A 20466-nucleotide genomic window follows, 5' to 3' on the forward strand; every position below is an offset into this window, starting at 1 on the left:
CGCCCACCGCGCCGCCCCGGGGCCGCCGGGTCGCCGGCCCGGGCAGAGACGCCGCCGGTACGCGGACACCACCGCACCCGCCGCCGGGCGGCGCTGGCGCGGACCATGGATCTCTGACTAAAGTCAGGCTTCATGGAAGCGGAGTTCGTCGCCGCCGTGCGGCGGTTCAACCGGACGGTGACCCAACGGGTGGGGGCGCTCGACGACGAGTACATGGCGCGCGCCCGCCCCCTCGCCCAGGCCCGCCTGCTGTGGGAGATCGGCCCCGGCGGCGCCGAGGTCGCGGCGCTGCGGTCCCGGCTCGGGCTGGACTCGGGGCACCTCAGCCGCCTCCTGCGCGCCCTGGAGGCCGACGGGCTCGTCACCGTCGGGCCGTCCGACCAGGTGGGCGGGGACGGGCGGGTCCGGGTCGCCACGCTCACCGACGCCGGCCGCGCCGAGTGGACCGAGCTCGACGAGCGCTCCGACGAGTTCGCCCGGTCGATCCTCGCGCCGCTGACCGGGCGACGCCGCGAGCGGCTCGTCGCGGCGATGGCCGAGGTGGAGCGGCTGCTCGTCGCGTCGATGGTGCTGATCGAGCCCTGCCCGCCGGGCGACCCGCGGGCGCGTGCCTGCGTCCGGGGCTACGCCCGGGAGGTGGCGCGGCGCTTCGACGGCGGGTTCGACCCGGCCCGGAGCAACCCGGTCCACGACGAGGAACTCGTCCCCCCGGCCGGCGTGTTCCTGCTCGCCACCCTCAACGCCGAGCCGGTCGGCTGCGGCGCGGTGAAACTCCACCGCGACGCGCCCGCCGAGATCAAGCGGGTCTGGGTGGCGGACTCCGTACGCGGGCTCGGGATCGGGCGGCGGATGCTGAGCGAGCTGGAACGCCACGCCGCCGGGCGGGGCTGGACCGCCGTCCGGCTGGACACCAACCGCAACCTCACCGAGGCGATCGCGATGTACCACGCGGCCGGCTACCGCGAGGTCGAGGCGTACAACTCCGAGCCGTACGCCCACCACTGGTTCGAGAAGCGCCTGACGCCGTGACGGCGCGAGCGGCGGGCGGCAGGTCGTGCGGCCGACCCTTGCGGGACCCCCCATATTTATAGATACTTGTCGATGTTCCTGAGCCGGACGTGATCGGGCAGCCGGGCAGCCCTCGATCGGAACCCCGCCCTGTCCACCGTCCGAGGAGAGGAACCATCCATGAGAGCCAGACTCCGACTGCTGGGCGCCGCCCTGGCCGCCGCCGCGCTGACCACGCTGGCGGCGGTGGCGGTCGCCCCGCCGGCGTCCGCCGCGACCCTGACCGAGGTGACGAACTTCGGCCCCAACCCGAGCAACCTGCGCATGTACCTGTACGTGCCGGACTCCGTCGCGCCCCGGCCGGGGTTGCTGGTCGCGGTGCACTACTGCACCGGCACCGGCCCCGCGATGTACTCCAACACCCAGTACGCGGCGCTCGCCGACCGGTACGGCTACATCGTCGTCTACCCGTCGGTGACCCGCAGCAGCCAGTGCTTCGACGTCTCCTCGCCGCAGGCGCTGCGCCGCGACGGCGGCAGCGACCCGGTGGGCATCAAGTCGATGGTCGACCACGTCCGGCAGCGGTACGCCGTCGACCCCGACCGGATCTTCGCCACCGGCATCTCGTCCGGCGCGATGATGACCAACGTCCTGCTCGGGCTCTACCCCGACGTGTTCAGCGCCGGGGCGGCGTTCTCCGGGGTCCCCTTCGGCTGCTTCGCCACCACGAACGGCTCCGAGTGGAACAGCGAGTGCGCCAACGGCGAGGTCACCAGGACCGCGCAGGAGTGGGGGGATCTGGTCCGCAACGCCTATCCGGGCTACACCGGGCGCCGGCCCCGGATGCAGACGTGGCACGGAACCAACGACGAGGTGCTGCGCTACCCGAACTTCGGCGAGCAGATCAAGCAGTGGACGAACGTGCACGGGCTGAGCCAGACGCCGACGTACACCGACAGCCCGCAGGCTGGCTACACCCGCACCCGCTACGGCGGCAGCGGCGACCGGGCGCCGGTCGAGGCGATCAGCATGCAGGGGGTGTCGCACAACCTGCCGGTCGACGCCGCGCAGGCGATCCGCTTCTTCGGGCTCGACACCACCGCGCCTCCCACCACCGCGCCTCCCACCACCGCGCCTCCGACCACCCCGCCTCCCACGACGGCGCCGCCGACGACTCCGCCGCCGTCCACTCCCCCGCCCTCGCCGGGCGCCTGCCGCGTGGGCTACACCGTCAACGCCTGGAACGCCGGCCTGACCGCCTCGGTCACCGTCACCAACACCGGCACCGCGACGGTGAACGGCTGGTCGCTGGCCTTCACGCTGCCCGCCGGCCAGAGCATCACCGGCGGATGGAACGCGACGTACGCCCCGACCAGCGGCGCGGTGACCGCCCGCAACGTCTCCTACAACGCCACCATCGCGCCCGGAGCGTCGGTCAGCGTCGGCTTCCAGGCCACCCACACCGGCGACGCGGGGCGGCCCTCCTCGTTCACCCTCAACGGCGCCACCTGCACGATCGCCTGAACCGGCCGGGGCGGCGCCGGCGCCGCCCCGGACCGCAGGAGCCGGCGCGTGACGTACGGCGAATGTGGGGTCCTCGTTGTTATCCTCCCGCGAAGCGGTGGACCATGGCCCGACGAAGCCTTGCCGTGCTGGCCGGCTGGTACGCGTTCGCCGTGCTCGCGCCGGTGGCGGCGGCGACCTGGGTTCTCGGCCCGGAGTTCGTGGGTCTGGGTCCGGAGAGGCCCGGCCCGGTGAAGCTGTGCGCGGAGAAGACGCTGGCCTGCTACGGTCCCGGTCCCGGCGTGTGGGACCTGCTGCGGCTCGGCGCGCTGCCCCTCATCGGCAGCCTGGCGATCTCGCTGCTGGCGCACCGGTTCCTCGCCGGCCGGATCAGGTCGGCGACGGCCACGGGCACCCTGGCGGCGTTCACCGGCACGCTCGGCTGCGCGCTGCTGGCCTGCGGCCTCCTGTACCGCTGACAAGTGCCGGCTCCGGGCGGCCCCAGCGCGAAAGGGCTCGGCCGTGCGCGCACCAGCGCGGACGTGACCTCCCACCCGGCTGCTTGAATGAGTGCGTGACCGACTCGCACATGGTGCAGCCCCTGAGCTTTGGATACTCGTTCGACGTGACGGACGCGCGCCGGCTGCGGTTGCTCGATGAGCGCGGTGCCGAGCTGACGATCGTGGAGCCCCGCCGGGGCGGGGAGAAAGTGACGTGGCCGCCCCGGTCACGGCCGCTGGCCTTCCAGGCCGACACCGTCGCGGTCACGCTGACCACCGGTGAACGGTTCGAGTTCGTGAACGGCAGGAGCGCGCCCTGCCGCCGACGCAACGCCGGCACCACATGGACGCTGCGGGGACGCAGGTACGAGGTGGTTCACACGAGTTCACGTCGGGCACAGCTCCGCCGCGACGGGGTCGTCCTCGCCTCGGCGCGTTCCTCCTCCCGCCGGTACGGCCCCGTTCGCACCACGCTCGAAGCGGAGTGCGACGTCGCGGACCGCATCGGGGTCGCGCTCCTCGAACAGGTCATCCGCCCCGGCCGGCCGATGGCCTTCTTCGCCGCTCTCGACATGCTCGCGATGTCCGGGTGAGGCCGACAGCCGTCGTCACCCGTCCGGGGCACCGTTGCGAGGAGCCTGGCCCCGCCGGGCGTCCCTGACGAACAGGATCCCGTCGGCGCCGGCCACGTGGGCCGGGTCGAGCGGCGAGTATCCGAACCAGGGCGACACCCGGGCGGCGGGCGTCCGGTCGGCGAGGGCGGCGGCCAGGCGGCGGGCGTCGACGAGGTGACGCTCCCCGGGCAGCGCGTACAGCAGCCCTTCGAGGGTGTCCGGCGGCGGGGTGTCGACCCCCTGGTGGCGGATCGTGCCGACGGCGGTGGCGAGGAAGGCGTACTCCTCGCCCAGGTGCGCGTCGACGATCGCGCCGGCGCTCCACCACTCCACCGGCACGCCGCCCATCCGCATCCTGCTCCTGTTCCGCTGGAGGTGGCCGTTGTGGGCGTTCACCAGTGCCGGTCCCCGTCCGGCGATCGCGAGCAGGTTGGCGGCCATCATCGAGTCCCGCACGCCGAGCAGCCGCGCCATGCGGCTCGGTGACGCGTCGGCCATCGCGTGGTGGTAGCGCAGCAGGCCGATGGCGGTACGCCCGTACAGGCGTGCCCGGTGCCAGTCCTCCCGTGTCGCCACGGCGAGCAGGTGTGGCGTCTGCGCGTCGAGCAGGGCCACCAGCTCGTCGGCGAGCAGCCGCAGTCGTCCGGCGTCGGGCGTCCGCCCCACGGAGCGGGACGGGTCCGTCATCGCGGCGGGATCGGTCCACCGGTCGTCGGCGCCGAGCAGGCGGTCGAGCGTCTCCGCGGCGCAGGGAAGCAGGTCGGCGTCGACCCGGGCGGCGAGGTAGGCGTGGAGCGCGGTGAGGGCCTGCCGGGGGCTCGCGGCGCCGGTGATCTCCAGTGGGCCGTCGAATCCGGCGAACCGGAGTTGCTCCGACGGGGGCCGGCCGTCGTTGTACGCGCGCATCCACCGCACCAGCTCACGGTTGGCCGAGAAGGCGCCCCACCCGTGGCTGAACCCGCGCTCCATGACGTCGTCGAGGAGGCCGGCGCCCGAGGTGACGTGGTCGTCCACGACCAGGCCCATCAGGCAGTCGCTCTCGATGGCGATCGTCCGGTAACGCTCCTGCTCGACGAGTTGCCGGAAGAGATCGTTGCGCAGGTCCAGCAGGACGTCCTCGCCGTGGGTGGGCTCGCCCAGGGCGAGCAGCCGCGGCCTGTTCGGGAGCAACCCCATGACGGCAGCGGCGTCGACGACATGGGCGGCCTCTGCGATACCAGCAGTCATACCCTAAACGGTATCGTTGAACCAACGGTGCAAACTTCTCGTCGAACTCAGCAGGATGATGGAGTCAAACCTTCAAAGCAGCGGCAGACTCAGGCCGGTCGACCTGGCGCGCGCGCACGGCCTGTCGACACAGGCGGTCAGGAACTACGAGGCGGCCGGCATCCTTCCGGCCGCCGAACGCACCCCGCACGGCTACCGCACCTACACGCCGCTGCACGCACAGGCACTGCACGCGTTCCTCGCCCTCGTACCCGGGCACGGGCATGCGAAGGCCACGTCGATCATGCAGGCGGTCAACCGGGACGCGACCGAGGACGCGCTCCGGCTCATCGACGAGAGCCACGCCCAGCTTCTTGACGACCGTCGCACCCTCCAGGCCGCCGAAGCCGCTGTCGGTGACCTCGATCCGGTGCCGCAGGAACGGAGCACCACGTTCGTCGGCCCCCTGTCGAGAAGGCTCGGCATCCGCCCGGCCACCCTCCGCAAGTGGGAACGCGCCGGCCTGGTCCAACCGCGCCGCGACCCGCAGACGGGCTACCGGGTCTATGCCGCCGCCGACGTACGCGACGCCCGGCTGGTCCACCAGCTCAGACGGGGCGGCTACCTGCTGGCGCAGATCGCCCCGCTGATCGCCCAGGTCCGATCCGCCGGGGGCGTCGCGCCGCTGGAGTCGATGCTGCGCGACTGGCGCGCCCGCCTCTCCGCCAGGAGCCGCGCCATGCTGACCGGCGCCGCCGCACTGGACGCCTACCTCGACTGCCGGCCGGCCCCGCCCGGCGACGAGCCGAGCGCGTCGCCGGCCACGGATCCGGTCCCGCCGCCAGGTGCAGCAGGGGCATGACCAGGCCGGGCGCGGCTCCCGCTGATCGCCGTCGTCGGTCGGGCGGTCGCCGCCCGCCTCAGCGTCCCCCTCGGGCGCGATCACCCGCCGCTCGGTCACCCGGTCGCCGTACGAGCAGTTGCCAGTAGTCGCCCGGGCGGTCGTGAGCCGTGAGCCACCGCCGGAGCGCCTCGATCGACGACCGGTGCGAGGCCGAGCTGACCTCGTACCACCTGTGGAGCAGCAGCTCGTGTATCCGGACAGCCTGTGTGGCGTACTCGAGCACCCAGGCGTCCACGGCCCGGACGACAGCCACCTCCTCGGCCCGTCCCCGGAGCAACGCGGTGCAGTCGATGTCCGTGGCGATCTGGATCCCGCCGCCGACGGCGAGGACGCAGAACTCGACGGTCCGGTCTCCTGGTCCCACCTCGACCGTCTGCGCGAAGACGAGGGCGTCGTCGCCCGGGGGCGAGGGCATGCCCTCGCCGGCCGCCCCGGGTGGGACCACGTAGTGAACCCAGAACGTCATGGGCAGATGTTAACCACCCCGTGTTGCCGTCCCAGGCGCGCTCTCCTGCCCTGCCAGCGCCCCGGCCTCGGCTGGCTGGTCGTCAGGCGGACCCGGTCGGGGAACATCCGGTCGTAGCCCAGCGCGTGGTCCCGCGCACTCCGGCCGGTTCCTCGCCGTCGAGCCGGTAGTCGTCGGCGTAGACGCGCTGGAACCACGTCGGGCGAGGGCCGGACGGTTCGGGGATGTCGCCGTCGGCGATCCGCTGGGTGGTTCGTCGGCCGGGACGGCCAGCCGGAACGCGTCGTGCCCTCCGACGACCCGTTCGAGGCCGCGGCGCAGCGTGTCCCGGTCCAGCACGCCGTCGTGGTCGGAGACCGCCGTGAAGTGGTACGCGGTGCTGTCCGGCGACAGCCTCTGGCGCAGCCAGACGAGTTCCTGTTGGGCGGACAGCGCGAGCGTCCTCGACGCGGTTGTCATGGGGCGACGATCCCTCCTCGGTGGTCGTCGCCAGGGTTGGCGCGTGCGCTGACGTCCGGTTTCCGTCGCGCTGTCACGCCACGGTCACGCCGCTGCCCCGGCAGGAGCGCGCCGCCCCGGCGACCACCGGCTGCCGAAAGTGGTCGCCGCCGCCCGGCCCGCAGGCCGCCCCGACCCCGGAATGTGATCGCTAATGACAACCGTTATCGTTACCGCGTTGCCCTGCCCCCCGACGAAAGTTCCCGGTTGTGACACGACTACGTCTTGCTCTGGCCTCCCTGCTCGCCGCCGGTGTCACCCTGACCGGTTGCGCCGGTCCCTCCGCACCGTCACAGCCCGCTGCCGCCGTCGCGCCCTCCGCGCCGCCGGTGGAGGCGGTGACCCACAAGCTGAGCCTGACCGACGCGCGAGGGCAGACGGTCAGCCTGAAGTCGAAGCCGGACCGGATCGTCTGCCTGACCGGGTTGTGCGACGACGCGCTGGTGGAACTGGGTCTGACGCCGGCGGCGACCACGACGCCGAAGCTCGTCGCCCGTCCCGACTACCTCGGGGAGGCCGGCCGGGCCGTCCCCACCGTGCCGGGCATGTTCGGCAACGAGGACGTGGCGGCGATCGCCGCCACGAAGCCGGACCTCGTCATGGGTCTCGCTGGAGCGCACGACCAGCTTCGCCCGGCGATCGAGAAGTTCGCGCCGCTGTGGCTGGTCGAGGTGAAGACGTACGAGGACTCGGTGCGCTACCTGCGCGACGTGGCGACGCTCACCGACCGCGGCGCCCAGCAGGTGCTGGCCGAGCGCGCGTTCCGCGACCGGCTCGCCGCCGCCCGAGCCACCTCGATCGAGCGTGGACTGAACAAGACGACCGCGCTGGCGATGTACGGCGGCACGTCGATCGGGGTCAACACCTCCGACGACCTGCTCGGCCACCTGCTGTCGCAGGTGTTCGACTACCCGTGGCCGAGCAAGGGCGGCGGCTTCGACACCGCGCAGGCGTACAACGTGGAGGAGATCCTCACGCGCGACCCGGACATCGTGTTCATCCAGTCGTTCACCTTCGGCCCGGACGCCAGGACGGTGTCGGCCCAGTACGCCGCCAACCCCGTGTGGAAGCGGATCACGGCAGTGCGGGAGGGCCGGGCGCACGAGGTGCCGGCGGAGCTGTGGGCCTCGGGCCGGGGCACCCGCGCGTTGGGGTTGATTCTCGACGAGGCGGTCGCCAAGGCGACCGCATGACGGCGCTCGGCGTCGCCGTGCCCCGGCCGGTGCCGGGCTGGTCGGCGGCGTTGGCGCTGATGGCCGCCCTCGCCGTCGCGGTCGGGTCGACCCTGGGCGTGAGCCTGCCCGCAGAGGCGGACGTCGCGCGGGTGGTGCTGTGGGAGCTGCGGATGCCGCGGCTGCTGCTCGCCCTCCTGGGTGGCGCGGCGGTCGGGGCGGCGGGACTGCTGATGCAGGCGGCACTGCGCAATCCGCTGGCCGTGCCGGAACTGTTGGGGGTGTCCACCGGCGGTGCCCTGGCGGCGGCGGTGACGGTGGTCTGGGCGTTGCCGGTCCCGGTGGCGCTGCAGCCGGTGGTGGCGCTGGTCGGGGCGGTGTGTGGGGGTGCGCTGTGTCTGGCTGCTGCCGGCACGGGTCGCGGCCCGGGCGCGGTGCTGCTGATCGGCGCGGCGGTCTCCACCGCGTTGCAGGCGGTACTGCTGGCCGTGCTGGCGGCTGCCGACCGGCTGCAGTACGACACGCTGTTCCGGTACCTGGTCGGCAGCCTCACGGGCATCACCTGGGACCACGCCCGGCTGACGCTGCCGTGGTTGCTGGCGTGCGTGCCGCTGGCCGTGCTGGCGTTGCCCGCGCTCGGGGTGCTGCGCCTCGGTGACGAGGCGGCGGCGGCCGTCGGGCTGCACGTGGGCCGGGCTCGGATCGCCGTGCTGGGGCTCGCCGCCGTCCTGGTCGCCGTGGTGGTGGGACCGTGCGGACCGATCGCGTGGATCGGATTCGTCGCGCCCCATGCTGCCCGCCGGCTGCGCCCGGCCGCTGACGCGCGCCTCCTGCTGCCCTGGGCGGCGACGATCGGCGCGCTGTTCACCACGGTCGCCGACCTCGCCGCTCGACACGTCTTCGCTCCGGCGGAGACTCCGCTCGGCGCGTGGACGGCGGCCGTCGGCATCCTCGCCGGGTTGCTCATGCTGGCGCGACGGAGGGCGTCGTGAGGTGGTGGTGGGCGGTCGGGGCGCTGCTCGCGGCGGCCGTCGCGGAACTGGCCGTGGGCAACGGCGTGGACTGGCCGCAGCTGGACCCCCTGGAGCAGCGGATACTCGTCGAGCTGCGGCTGCCTCGGCTGGTCACCGCACTGCTCGCCGGTGCCGGGCTGGGTGCGGCCGGGCTGCTGTTGCAGGCCGTGCTGCGCAACCCGCTGGCCGCGCCGGAGCTGACGGGGGTGAGTCCGGGCGCGGTGCTCGGCGTGCTCACCGGCATCCAGATCGGGCTGGTGCCCGCGGACTCGGCCGCCGGCGCGCTCTTCGCGGCGCTGGCCGGCGGCGCCCTCGGTGGCGCGCTGATGTGGCTGCTGGCGCGGCACGGCTCGACGACGGAGGTGGCGGCGTACGGGTTGCTCGGGTCGGCGGCGCTGGCCGGCGTCACCACGCTGTTGCTGGCGTACCAGCCGGGTCGGTTCGGCAACGCGATGCGCTGGCTCGTCGGCTCGACCGACGGGCGGGTCTGGGCGCACGTGCAGACCGCGTGGCCGTGGCTGGTCGCGTCGCTGGTGCTGGCCTGGCTGTGCTCGGCCCCGCTGGGCGTGCTGGCCGCCGGTGACGGGCACGCCGTCGCGCTCGGTGTGCCGCCCCGCACGGCCCGCGCGGTCGGCCTCGCGTTGGCCGTGGCGTTGGCTGCCGGGGCGGTCGCGCTGGCCGGCGCGCTGGCCTTCGTCGGGCTGGTCGTGCCCCACGTGGCCCGGGCGATGTGCGGGGCGGACCTGCGCCGGGCGTTGCCGGCCGGCGCGCTGGTCGGGGCGAGTGCGGTCGCGGGTGCGGACGCGCTCGCGCAGGTGTTGACGGTGATGGTGCAGTCCGGATCGGCCGCGCAGCGGCTGGGCGTGCCGGCGGGCGCGGTGACCGCGCTGCTCGGGGCGGTGGCCCTGGTCGTCGTGGCGCGCAGGTCGTCTCACGTGGAGGTGTCATGACGCAACCGGTGTTCGCGGCGGAGGAGGTCCGGTACCGGTACCGGGACCGGCCGGTGCTCGACGGGGTGTCCCTGGTCGTCCGTCCCGGTGAGTGCGTGGCGCTCGTGGGCCGCAACGGCTGCGGCAAGTCGACCCTGCTGCGGCTGCTCGCCGGCATCGACTCGCCGCAGAGCGGCCGGGTCCTGCTGCGCGGCCGCCCGGCACACGCGATGCGTCGGCGGGACGTGGCGCGGCAGGTGGCCGTGCTGCACCAACAGCTACCGCCGATGCCGGGGATGACCGTGCGGCAACTCGTCGCGCAGGGCCGCTACCCGCACCGGGGGCCGTTGGGGATGCTGTGGCGCCCGGAGGACGCCGAAGCGGTCGCCGCACTCGACGCGGCGGACGTGGCGGGGCTCGCCGCGCGGGAGGTGGACACGCTCAGCGGCGGGGAACGCCAGCGGGTCCGCCTCGCGCTCGCGCTCGCGCAGCAGACCCCGGTGCTGCTGCTGGACGAGCCGACCACCTTCCTCGACGTACGGCACCAGTTGGAGGTGCTGTCGCTGGTGCGCCGCCTGCATGTCGAGCGGGGCCTGACCGTGGTGGCGGTGCTGCACGAACTGGATCACGCTGCCCGGTTCACCGACCGGGTCGTGGCGCTGGCCGAGGGCAGGGTCGCCGCCGACGGGCCGCCCACCGAGGTGGTCACCCCGGAGCTGCTCGCCACGGTGTTCGGCGTACGCGGCCGGGTGGTCACCGACGCGCACACCGGCACCGTCCGGGCGCTGGCGGACACCCCGCTGGAGGCGGCGTGATCGTCCATCGGGAGTTGGTGCGGCTCGGCGGCGCCGTCGCCGGACCGGTGGCCGGGTGCGCGGCGCTCGGCGTGGCGGTCTCGGCCGCGTACGTCGGTCAGGCCCTGCTGCTCGCCGCGGCGCTGGCGGCGGTGTCGCGCCGCGACCTCGACGCCACTCCCCCGCTGCTGGCCGGAGTGCTCGCCGTGATCGTGACCCGGGCCCTGCTGCTGTACTGGCGGGAGGTCGCGACCGCCACGGCGGGCGCCCGGATCCGGGCCCGGCTGCGCGACCGGTTGGTGGCACGGCTGGCCGAGCTGGGCCCGGCCTGGCTGACCGGGGCGCGCACCGGGCGCACCCAGGCCACGCTGGTCGACGGCGTGGAAGGGCTCGACGCCTACTACAGCCGCTACGTCCCTCAGGTGCTCGTCACGGTGGCCGTCCCGACGGCGCTGGTGGGGTGGCTGGCCACCGTCGCGCCCGTCGCCGTGACGCTGCTCGGCACCGCCGTGCTGCTGGTGCTGACCGTCCCACGGGTGTGGGACGCCACCCTCCTGCGCCGGGGCCGGGGACGTTGGGCGGCCTTCACCGCGCTCGCCGCCGACTTCCTCGACACCCTCCAGGGCGCCGCGACCCTGCGGGCATTCGGCGCGGTCGGCCGAATGCGCGACCGCATCGAGGCGCGCAACCACGACCTGCACGCCACCACCATGACGCAGCTGCGGCTGTCGTTGATCGAGAGCGGGATCAGCGCCCTGCTCATCCAGGCCGGAATCGCCGCGGCGACCGTCGCCGCGGCCGTGGCCGCGAGCGGCGGCCGGGCCGACGCGAGCACCGCGTTCCTGGTGCTGCTGGTCTCGGTGGAGTGCTTCCGGCCGGTACGCGACCTGGGCGCGCACTGGCACGCCGGCTACCTCGGCATCACCGCCGTCGACGGCCTCACCGACCTGCTCACCGCGCCGGCCCCGGTGACACACACCGGCCGCCTCGCCCCCCGTTTCACCGAGGGCCCGGCGGTCGCCGTCGAGGCGGTCAGCTACCGCTACCCCGACCGGGAGTCGCCGGCGGTGCGGGACGTGACGCTGCGGCTGACCTCCGGCGAGACCGTCGCGGTGGTCGGCCGGTCCGGCGCGGGCAAGTCGACCCTGGCCAGCCTGCTGCTACGACACCTCGACCCGGACACCGGCCGGATCACCGTGGACGGCGTCGACCTGCGCGACCTCACACGGGACACGCTGCGCCGGACGGTGACCGTGGTCGCGCAGGAGACGTACCTGTTCCATGGCACGGTGGCGGAGAACCTGCGCCTGGCCCGCCCGGACGCCACCGACGCCGACCTGCGGGCCGCGGCCCGCGCCGCCGGCGCACACGACTTCATCACGGCCCTGCCGGACGGGTACGCGACAGCCGTGGGTGAGCGCGGCACGACCCTCTCCGGCGGGCAGCGGCAGCGACTGGCCATCGCCCGCGCGCTGCTCGCCGACACCCCGGTGCTCGTCCTCGACGAGGCCACCTCCCACCTGGACAGACGACAGGAAGCCGAGATCGTGACGGCGCTTGCCGACGCCACGCGCGGGCGCACCTGCCTGGTCATCGCCCATCGGCTCGCCAGCGTCCGGCACGCCGACCGGATCGCGCTGATGCGCGACGGCCGGATCACCGCTACCGGCAGCCACGACGACCTGCTGCGCACCACCCGCGCCTACGCAGAGCTCGTCACCGCGCAGGAGGTGCCCTGATGGTCACGACGGACCTGGCACCCGACCCGGCCGCCCTGTCGACCGGCCGTGCCGCGCAGCCCGGACCCGACGGCCGGCAGCCCGGCGCGCTGCGGCGGCTGCTGCCCGCGATCGCGGGGCACTCCGGGGCCTTCTGGGCGACCCTGGCGGCGAACCTCGTCGGCCAGCTCGCCACCGCCGGCGCGGCGGTCCTCGGCGCATGGCTGCTCGGACGGGCGGTGACCGGGGATCCCACACCGGTCGACGTGGTCGCCGCGGTGCTCGGCGGGCTGGTGGCGGTCATCGCCGCGGCCACCTGGTGGGAGATGCTCGTCTCGCACGACCTGGCCTACCGGGTCCTGGCCGACCTGCGACTGCGGGTCTACGACGCGATCACCCGGATCGCGCCCGGCGGACTGGCCGGCAGGCGCTCCGGTGACCTCACCACCGTCGCGCTGTCCGATGTGGAGACCCTGGAATGGCTCTTCGCGCACACGATCGCGCAGCTGCTGACCGCCACCGTCGTCCTGACCGCCGGCACGCTGCTCGCCGCGTCGATCGACCCGTGGTTGCCCGCCGTGGTGCTGCCGCTGGCCGGCCTGATCACGGTGGTGCCGTGGCTGCTGCGTCGCCACGCCGACCGGCACGGCACGCGCGTCCGGGCGGCGACCGCCAGCATGACGGCCGACATCGTCGACACCGTGCAGGGCCTGCGGGAGTTGACCGTCTTCGGGGCGATGGACCGGCAGCGCGCCCACCTGGCCGCGCGGACCCGGCAGCTCGGCCGGGCGCAGCGGGCCAACGCCGCCCGGGCGGGCCTGGAGACGGCGCTCATCGACGCGCTGCTGGCCGTGGCCGGCGTCGGCGGGCTGCTGGTCGTGGCCGACGGTGTCGGTACGGGCCGTCTGGACCCCGCATTCGCACCGATCGCGGTGGTCCTCGCCGGAACCGTGCTCGGCCCGGCAGCCCAGGTCGCGCTGCTACTCAAGCAGGCCGGCGTCCTCCGCGCCGCAGCTGACCGCATCGACACGTTGCTGCGCGCCCCGGCACCGGTCACCGCCCCGACCGCCCCACTGCCGGCGCCTGCCGGTGGTGAGGTGGCCTTCGACGACGTGCACTTCGGCTACCTGCCCGGCCGCCCGGTGCTGTCGGGCGTCTCGTTCACGATCCGTCCCGGCGAGACCGTCGCCCTGGTCGGCGCCTCCGGCGTCGGCAAGTCCACCTGCGTCCACCTGCTGTTGCGCTACGCCGACCCCACCGCTGGCCGGATCACCGTCGGCGGCGTCGACCTGCGGGACCTCGCCGACACCGATCTCCGGCGCACAGTCACCGTCGTGCCCCAGGACGTGCATCTCTTCCCCGGGTCGATCGCCGACAACATCCGCCTGGGCCGGCCCGACGCCCCCGACACCGACCTGCGGCGGGCCGCCGGCACCGCACAGGTCAGCGCGTTCGCCGACGAACTGCCGCGCGGGCTGGAGACCCCCGTCGGGGAACGGGGAGGCGCCCTCTCCGGTGGCCAGCGGGCCCGGGTCGCCGTCGCCCGTGCACTGCTCACCGAGGCGCCGATCCTCGTCCTCGACGAGGCCGTGGCGAACCTTGACGCTCGCACCGAGCGTGACCTGGCTGAGGCCCTCGACGCCGCCCGCGCCGGGCGGACGACCCTGGTGATCGCCCACCGCCTGTCCACCATCATGCGCGCCGACCGCGTCGTGATGCTCGACGCGGGTCGCGTCGTCGCCGAGGGCGCCTTCGCGGACCTGCGTGACCGGCAACCCCTGGCCGGCCTGTTGGCCGACCAACTCCCGGTCCACCGGCACACATGGCGACACCCTTGATTAGAGAGCGGATTGTGCACCGATTCGTCGCGCACGCCCGGACTGCCGGGGCGACGACAGCCGAACTGGTCACCCCGATCGGGCCTGCCGGGGCGGTCGGATTTTGCGAGCGACTGGGCTGGGAGGGTCGGCCCCCGCCAGCACACCCGAGACGGCGAGGGGCTACGCAGCTACCGTTGCCGACTGCGGGACGAGAGGGTTCGGTGAGCGATCGGTCAGAGGCACACCAATATCATCTGTCGATCCCGGGCAGGGCGGGGGCCGCTGCACGGCGGCCCTCCCGGCGGGTGGGGGCCGCTTCGTGCAGTAGTTGATGTTCGTCGATCAACCTGTCAAGATCGGGCCAGGGATCAAACAGACTGGAGCTCGCATGCCTGCACTTCGTCGGATCGTCGCCACAGCGTTGGCCGGGGCGGTGTCCGCGTCCGTCCTGCTCTCCGGGCCGGCAGTCGCCGCCGAAACCAAGACCTTTTACGGCAACGGAATGAACAACAACTACTTCACGGCGTTGTTCAAGGCCCAGGACAACGCGCGATCCCTCGCCAGCGCGGACGGGTTCGAGCCGAGCACGCAGTGCAGCCCTGGCGGAAGCTACACGACGCAGCCGTGGCCGGGCCTCTACTCGGTGACGGCGCAGATCATCTGCACCCGCTGACTAACCCGACTCAGAGGCCTCCGGGTAGCCCTCGCCCGGCTCCTGGTAGACGTTTCGTGCTGTCCCTGTTGTAGCTAGATCGGGTGACAACCAACGCCACCCGCTACCTGCGGACTGGACCAACCGTTACGTCCAGCGGCGGGCTCGTGGGCGTCCTTATGCGGACGGTGGGGTGGCATTTCATTCTGCGATCCGCCAACCCAGCGTCCCCGCTGCCGCAAGGCAGCGGGGACGCTTCGCTGTGTCTACGCCGCGGCGGCGCGCCAGCTCTTCCGGTTCGCCGTAGCCCGGCTTCGCCCGCTGGCCTGAGCGAGCTCAGACCCGTAGGGCGGGCGGCCGAGATCCTTGACGAGCCGGTCATACCGGCAGCAAGACGGATGGCGGCATCGGGGCTCACCGGCGCCGGTCCCTGCTGCCTCTCATCGCCGAACTGGTCTACACCCGCGCCTGGCCCAGTCGCCACGAGTTGGCGATGGAGGTGTTCTCCTACATCGAAGGCTTCTACAACCCACGCCGCCGGCACAGCCGCCTGGGTAACGTCAGCCCCGACACCTACGAGAAGATCCACCGGGAGGCCCTGACAGACATCGAGGTGTCCGGCTGACAGGGGTCACTTCGCTTGAAAGCCACATGCGACTCGACGTAGACAACGCAATCCCGCGCTCGTCTCGGCGTGCTCCACCGAGGCGAGCGCGGTAAGGATCATTCGGAGGGCCTCTGGTGGAACCAGGCACGACTGCCGGCGGTCCAACCTGACATGCGCGCCGTTGTCTCCCTCAGCTCTGTTCTGCTTGGCCTGTTCGTCGGCGCTCTCATATTGCGCTCCGGCTGGGACCTGCCGGTGCAAACCTCCTGCTCAGGCGACATGTGCACGTCGCAGTCATGGGTCGATGTCGACTGGGACCGCGTCAACTGGGAACTGAAGCCGACCACGATCGCCTGCTTCGAGGCCAACCCGGCCAACCACGATGTCCTGATCGGGCCCGGCGACGAATGCGTCCGGTCCCGCGGCGACGGCATCGAACACCAGGCCACCTACGAAGAGCTACGGGATGAAATCCAGCAACGGCGCACCCGGGCACTTGCGTTCGCCGGCGCCGCGATCGCGCTGCCACCGATCCTCGTCGAGGTGTGGTGGCGGGTTCGCCGCAGGCCGGCACCGACGGCACACTGACTCCACGCTCCCTCACCCTGATCGCGGCATGGGCGTGTAATCGATCCCGCGCGTCTTGAAAGGTTCATCCGGCGGTTGGTGCTGCTATCACGGCGGTTGATGTCGGATCGCTGGAGTTGGTGGTTAGTGGTTCCCACGGTTTTGACGCATGCCCGGTCGCCGTCGAAGGCCGGGTCGAGGCGGCCGGCCAGATCTCCTGGACGACCGCGTCGACCTGCCCGCCGACTGGCGGGTACTTCGCAGGCAGTGCCCGAGGTGGGCCTGACGGACTGTCGATGACGCGGCGTGGACCGACGCGCCCACCGTTTCATGCCCGATAACCTGGGCCATGACCCCCAACACTCATGGCTGACGACTGCCGAGCGGACGGCAATGTCCACTAGCAGGTCACGTCGACGCTGTCGAACCGCTGCACTGGTTGTTGGTACGCCAATCGCCCGCGCCGTGCGGGCATCCGCGCTGGTCAGGAAGTCTGTACGACCGGTGAAGGCGTCACGGAATGACGGGTGGTACCCGTGCAGCAGCGAATCGCAGCGCGGCCGGCTGCGTCAATCCAAGGAGTTACGGTGATCGCAGGGGCGCGAGCTGCACGGTCCAGGTCCGGGCTGTCCCGACGACCGCAATCGCCCGGCAGAGGAGGTCGCAGCCCAACTGTGGGCTTCCTTCTGCGAAGCCGCGGTTGACGAAGCTGATCGCTCTCGGGTGATCACCCGCTTCGAGAGCATCCTCCAACCCGGCGGCCAAGACCGCGGCGAGCGCGGCGTGAAAACTGTTTGCCCCTCTTTCCCGGAGGGTCTTGGCGGGCTCGCGCAACGGTGACGGAGAGACCGTGGGCGGGGCTAACACGAAAGTCATGTCCTTCTCCTGTGGTGTCGGTGTTGCTCGCTCGACCAGTCTGATTGACGCCCACCTGCCGCAGCCGTGCCGCACCGGCCTCGTCGTACCACCGCGCTGGAGGCGCTTCGCTGGTTGCTGCCAGCGAGGTAGCGGCTCGTGACCCGGCAAGATCTCTGTCGGGATGCGAGTCGTTGTGCCTGCGGCAGACGTTTCCTGAAGGGCCGCCTGAAGGGGATGAACAGCCACTGGACGCCAACCACGCCTCCGATCATGACGGTTCGCCTCACGGCGTCGTTGGTCGTCTCCTGCATCGGACGCGGCGTTGTCCGTCAGCACACTGAAATGTCAATGGCGATCGGATGGTCTGCCAGCGCTCGGCCCTTACATCTGGAGGTTGTCTTCTGGACACTGCCGAGAGCTGGGTAGCGCGCCCGGTAAGTGCTGGCCCGCCAACGATGTTGACGAACTGATCCACCAACTACTCTACGCCCACTACACGCAGCGGTGTCGCTGCCAGCTCAGGGAGCTGACTCCAGCGATGAATGTGGCCCCCTCTCGGCGAGGATCGACACCACCTCGTCTCGGCGTCCGTTGTCACGCTCGCCCGTGTGGTCCATCGTCCGAGCTTCGCCTGTGTCGACGACCTGCGGCCGGCGCCAGCGGTTGCACGCCGGCACATGTGGCTGCGCGAGTCGACCGAGGAGCCCGCGACAGCACCACTGCACCTGGCGTCCCCACTCGACTAACCTCTACGACATGGCAACTACGGTGCTACGCGTCCGGCTCATCGGCGGCGACCGCATGGACATCACGTACGACAAACCGGACGTCGCCGACGAGGACGATCTTGTGGACCACGTGATCTCGACACTGGCGCAGGATTCAGGAGTGCTGCGCACCAAACACGGTGATCGGCTCGTCGTACTCTACGGCCGAGGCGTCGCAGCGATCGAAGTTGCGCCTCGCGGTGCAGTGCTGTGACGGAGGGCCGCAGGCACGGGGCTGGCGACGGCCGACGGATTCTGTGCTAACGTTGCCCTGTTGCAGTTTTGATTTCCGTGGACGTTTCGGCGCCTGATGGGTTATCTAAAACCCATCCAGGCGCTTTTTCGTTTTCGTGTCGTTCCCGACGCGGGTGATCAACGCGGTGGCGCGCGAGTCCGCACAGTGCGGTCTCCAACAGCCTGCGAAGGAGCAGACATGGCTACTGGTACCGTGAAGTGGTTCAACGGCGACAAGGGCTTCGGCTTCATCAGCCAGGACGGCGGCGGCGCCGACGTTTTCGCCCATTTCTCGGCGATCTCGGCGAGCGGCTTCCGCAGCCTCGAGGAAAACCAGCGGGTGGAGTTCGACATCACCCAGGGCCCGAAGGGCCCGCAGGCGTCGGATATCCGCTCACTCTGATCCACGCTTCGCCACGGCGGCCCGACTGGTTCAGCGGGCCGCCGTTCGGCGTTTCTATCCATCATCATTTGTTCAGGTTCGTTTTTGCGATGTCCGTGGCCTGCGGCCCGTGTTTCTTTGCGACGTGCCGTTCGAGGAAGGCATCGCATGGCCATGATCACCAGGTCACCGCGCACCCGATGCCCATCCGGCGACGGTCCCCGGCGGGTTCAGCCGCGACTGGCACCCGGTTACCGGCGCTCCGCGTTACGGGACGCGGCGAGGACGTAGCCATCTTGTGCTGCTGCAACCAGGTCCGGAACTTCGAGTCCTGCCCGCATCCTCGTCCGCGGTGACCCACCTCGCCGGCAGGCCGGTGGTGATGGCGCGTTCGAGCATCCGCAGGCCCAGCGCGGGCTTCGTGCAGAACCCGACGCTCGCCGCGATGCCGGTTTCCTCGCGGCGGGTGGGGTTGTCGCGTCGGCCGCGCGGCAAATACAACTCCCGGTTGATCAGCGTGCGTCCGTGTGGGCTGGCGTAGGCCAGGGACACCCCGAGCTGGCAGTTCTTCCCCCGTCCGGCCGTGCCCGGATTACTGGCGTTGGACCCCGCCGACTTCATCCCTTCCCACTCGCCGATCGATACGGACGCCGGCGGGTCACTTCCGGCTGCCGAGTCCGACGACGATCCGGCGTGTTCGCCGCACGTGCTCCAACGCGCACCTTCCTCGATTCGGCGTAACAGCACACGGCGCCAGGCGCCGCCGCGCGGACAGCTACCGCCGCCTACTACCTGCTCCGCTTCGGGGAGCACCCGCGGATCACGTGGCGGCAGGACGCGGTATGGCACAGGCAGGCGCATTCGATGACCTGACCGAGGACCTCGAGGCCGGCAGGGAGCCTCGGCCTACCTGCGCGGGCGAGGAGATGGCCTCCCACCTGATTGTGCAGACCGCTCAGGCGGCGCTCGTCGACGAGTGGGGACCGTCGGGCGACCTGCTGGCGCGGCTGCCGAACCACGCCGACGACTACGACTGGGAAATGGCCACCGAGGTGCCTATCGAGGACGAAGACACTCTGCACCTGTTCGACGTGCACGTGGATGGCATCGAAGATCCGGAAGCGGAGCACAACCGGACCTTTTACCGACACGTGCGCGGGTGCGGGTGCGGCCCAATGCGTCCCTGGCCGATGGCCCGCTCCACGTCGTGAGCCACTTTCGTAACGCGATACGGTTGAGATCGTGACCATCGTCTTCGCTGACCGCGGCCTGCACCTTGGCGTCCTGAATGCCCTACTGACCAACGGTGTGATCGCCGCTGCCGACCTTACGGCGATCATCGAGTCGACCGGCCCGGACGGCCCGGACGACGGCTATCCAGGCCCGGGCCCGCGCCTCGCGGCGTCGCTGGACCTCCTGCACGCCGTCGCGGTGCCGTCCGCCGAGGCTGCGGCGATCGAACACTTGCACTTCGACGGCGGTAACGAGATCTACATGCTCATCGAGCAGACCCTGAACATCGATACGGGCGGCGAGTCCGACGACTACAACGTGACGTCGCTGGAGGGCATCCACGCGCTGTCGGGCCTGCAGTCGTTGGACCTGGACGGCCACGGCTATCACCCGGCGCCGTTGGACCTGACCCCGCTGACCGGCCACCCGACACTGTCGGAGCTTTTCCTGACCGGCGATTGCACAGGGGCGGAGGCACTGGAGTCGCTGCTGGCGCTGCGCAACCTGGACGTCACCCTGGCCCACCTCGACGACCCCGACGTCCCGACCCGCCTGGAGGCTCGCGGAGTGACGGTCCGCCACGGCGGGCGCCGTTGATCACACCGCAGCAGGGGCGGTTCCCAGGGTGCCGGTAACGGACGTGGGACGGGGTTGGCGCGACGAACTGCCCGCTCTCCGGAGCGACCGGCTTACGCCTCACGGGCCGCTGCGGCGCAAAGGGCAGACGGGCATGGGCCGGCGGTGCGCGGACAAACCCGCCCGTGGGTAATCACCTGCACTGGAGGATCCTCGGCGGTCATCCTCACCAGACGGACGCTGGGGTTCAGAGACGCCCCTCAGCGGCACATCAGTGAGCCCTTTCCATCCTGGTGGTGCCGGTCAGGAGAGACATACGAGCGAGGCAGGACAGGGGGTCGACATGAGGGGTGGCTCCGGTAGGACCTTGGCGGTTTCAACTGCCGCGGACAACGCGCAGGCTCGCGCTGGAGCCGCCGCCCGTGGCACCGACATATGTCCAGGT

General features: G+C 71.9%; 21 protein-coding genes. 18 read left to right on the forward strand and 3 right to left on the reverse strand.

Annotated features, from left to right (window positions below):
* Positions 1-132 precede the first annotated feature (132 nt).
* The 4 genes from AB0883_RS18015 to AB0883_RS18030 all read left to right on the forward strand — a co-directional run bounded on the left by AB0883_RS18015 (position 133) and on the right by AB0883_RS18030 (position 3604).
* On the forward strand, positions 133-1029 hold the full coding sequence (locus tag AB0883_RS18015; protein WP_366642283.1) for a bifunctional helix-turn-helix transcriptional regulator/GNAT family N-acetyltransferase: 897 nt from the start codon (positions 133-135) through the stop codon (positions 1027-1029).
* Between the two features lie 159 nt (positions 1030-1188).
* Positions 1189-2532, forward strand: coding sequence for a PHB depolymerase family esterase (locus AB0883_RS18020; RefSeq protein WP_366642284.1), 1344 nt, complete (start codon positions 1189-1191; stop codon positions 2530-2532).
* Positions 2533-2636: 104 nt separating this feature from the next.
* Positions 2637-2990 (forward strand): hypothetical protein, encoded by a 354-nt coding sequence (locus AB0883_RS18025; RefSeq protein WP_366642285.1) that lies wholly within the window; start codon positions 2637-2639, stop codon positions 2988-2990.
* A gap of 95 nt (positions 2991-3085) precedes the next feature.
* A complete protein-coding gene (locus AB0883_RS18030; RefSeq protein WP_366642286.1) occupies positions 3086-3604 on the forward strand; it encodes a hypothetical protein in 519 nt (172 codons plus the stop codon).
* A gap of 15 nt (positions 3605-3619) precedes the next feature.
* Here AB0883_RS18030 and AB0883_RS18035 read toward each other — a convergent pair whose 3' ends face one another.
* On the reverse strand, positions 3620-4852 hold the full coding sequence (locus AB0883_RS18035; RefSeq protein ID WP_366642287.1) for an erythromycin esterase family protein: 1233 nt from the start codon (positions 4850-4852) through the stop codon (positions 3620-3622).
* A 55-nt stretch (positions 4853-4907) separates the two neighbouring features.
* Here AB0883_RS18035 and AB0883_RS18040 point away from each other — a divergent pair, with 55 nt between their 5' ends.
* The gene (locus AB0883_RS18040; RefSeq protein ID WP_366642288.1) at positions 4908-5693 is read left to right on the forward strand and encodes a TioE family transcriptional regulator; all 786 of its coding nucleotides are present in this window, start codon (positions 4908-4910) and stop codon (positions 5691-5693) included.
* Between the two features lie 58 nt (positions 5694-5751).
* On the opposite strand, the gene AB0883_RS18045 is transcribed toward AB0883_RS18040, so the two are convergent.
* Entirely contained in the window at positions 5752-6201 is a 450-nt protein-coding gene (locus AB0883_RS18045) for a hypothetical protein (protein WP_366642289.1), read from the reverse strand.
* An 836-nt stretch (positions 6202-7037) separates the two neighbouring features.
* Here AB0883_RS18045 and AB0883_RS18050 point away from each other — a divergent pair.
* The 11 genes from AB0883_RS18050 (at position 7038) to AB0883_RS18100 (ending at position 18233) form a co-directional block, all read left to right on the forward strand.
* Positions 7038-7892 (forward strand): ABC transporter substrate-binding protein, encoded by an 855-nt coding sequence (locus AB0883_RS18050; RefSeq protein ID WP_366642290.1) that lies wholly within the window; start codon positions 7038-7040, stop codon positions 7890-7892.
* The gene (locus AB0883_RS18055) at positions 7889-8863 is read left to right on the forward strand and encodes an iron ABC transporter permease (RefSeq protein ID WP_366642291.1); all 975 of its coding nucleotides are present in this window, start codon (positions 7889-7891) and stop codon (positions 8861-8863) included. The genes AB0883_RS18050 and AB0883_RS18055 overlap by 4 nt, the downstream gene beginning before the upstream one ends.
* Positions 8860-9834 (forward strand): iron chelate uptake ABC transporter family permease subunit, encoded by a 975-nt coding sequence (locus AB0883_RS18060; RefSeq protein WP_366642292.1) that lies wholly within the window; start codon positions 8860-8862, stop codon positions 9832-9834. Before AB0883_RS18055 ends, AB0883_RS18060 begins: the two co-directional genes overlap by 4 nt.
* Positions 9831-10628: an ABC transporter ATP-binding protein gene (locus tag AB0883_RS18065; protein WP_366642293.1), complete on the forward strand. Its 798-nt coding sequence runs from the start codon at positions 9831-9833 to the stop codon at positions 10626-10628. The genes AB0883_RS18060 and AB0883_RS18065 overlap by 4 nt, the downstream gene beginning before the upstream one ends.
* Positions 10625-12346 (forward strand): ATP-binding cassette domain-containing protein, encoded by a 1722-nt coding sequence (locus AB0883_RS18070; RefSeq protein WP_366642294.1) that lies wholly within the window; start codon positions 10625-10627, stop codon positions 12344-12346. The genes AB0883_RS18065 and AB0883_RS18070 overlap by 4 nt, the downstream gene beginning before the upstream one ends.
* Positions 12346-14163 (forward strand): thiol reductant ABC exporter subunit CydC, encoded by a 1818-nt coding sequence (cydC, locus tag AB0883_RS18075; protein WP_366642295.1) that lies wholly within the window; start codon positions 12346-12348, stop codon positions 14161-14163. The genes AB0883_RS18070 and cydC overlap by 1 nt, the downstream gene beginning before the upstream one ends.
* 370 nt (positions 14164-14533) lie before the next feature.
* Complete coding sequence (locus AB0883_RS18080; RefSeq protein WP_366642296.1) at positions 14534-14818, forward strand: hypothetical protein; 285 nt, start codon at positions 14534-14536, stop codon at positions 14816-14818.
* 409 nt (positions 14819-15227) lie between these two features.
* Positions 15228-15422, forward strand: a complete 195-nt coding sequence (locus tag AB0883_RS18085; RefSeq protein ID WP_366642648.1) for an IS3 family transposase — start codon at positions 15228-15230, stop codon at positions 15420-15422.
* Between the two features lie 153 nt (positions 15423-15575).
* A complete protein-coding gene (locus tag AB0883_RS18090) occupies positions 15576-15992 on the forward strand; it encodes a hypothetical protein (protein ID WP_366642297.1) in 417 nt (138 codons plus the stop codon).
* A gap of 1593 nt (positions 15993-17585) precedes the next feature.
* Positions 17586-17810, forward strand: a complete 225-nt coding sequence (locus AB0883_RS18095; protein WP_366642298.1) for a hypothetical protein — start codon at positions 17586-17588, stop codon at positions 17808-17810.
* Positions 17811-18029: 219 nt separating this feature from the next.
* Positions 18030-18233 carry a cold-shock protein gene (locus tag AB0883_RS18100; RefSeq protein WP_121398059.1) on the forward strand — a complete coding sequence of 68 codons (204 nt, stop codon included), beginning with the start codon at positions 18030-18032 and terminating at the stop codon, positions 18231-18233.
* A 246-nt stretch (positions 18234-18479) separates the two neighbouring features.
* Here AB0883_RS18100 and AB0883_RS18105 read toward each other — a convergent pair whose 3' ends face one another.
* Positions 18480-19073, reverse strand: a complete 594-nt coding sequence (locus AB0883_RS18105) for a transposase (protein WP_366642300.1) — start codon at positions 19071-19073, stop codon at positions 18480-18482.
* Between AB0883_RS18105 and AB0883_RS18110 the strand changes: the two genes are divergently transcribed.
* Complete coding sequence (locus tag AB0883_RS18110) at positions 19055-19423, forward strand: hypothetical protein (protein WP_366642301.1); 369 nt, start codon at positions 19055-19057, stop codon at positions 19421-19423. The genes AB0883_RS18105 and AB0883_RS18110 overlap by 19 nt on opposite strands.
* 31 nt (positions 19424-19454) lie before the next feature.
* Complete coding sequence (locus AB0883_RS18115) at positions 19455-20042, forward strand: hypothetical protein (RefSeq protein ID WP_366642302.1); 588 nt, start codon at positions 19455-19457, stop codon at positions 20040-20042.
* Positions 20043-20466: the final 424 nt, after the last annotated feature.

It is taken from the genome of Micromonospora sp. NPDC047812 (assembly GCF_040704175.1).
Classification (GTDB): domain Bacteria; phylum Actinomycetota; class Actinomycetes; order Mycobacteriales; family Micromonosporaceae; genus Micromonospora.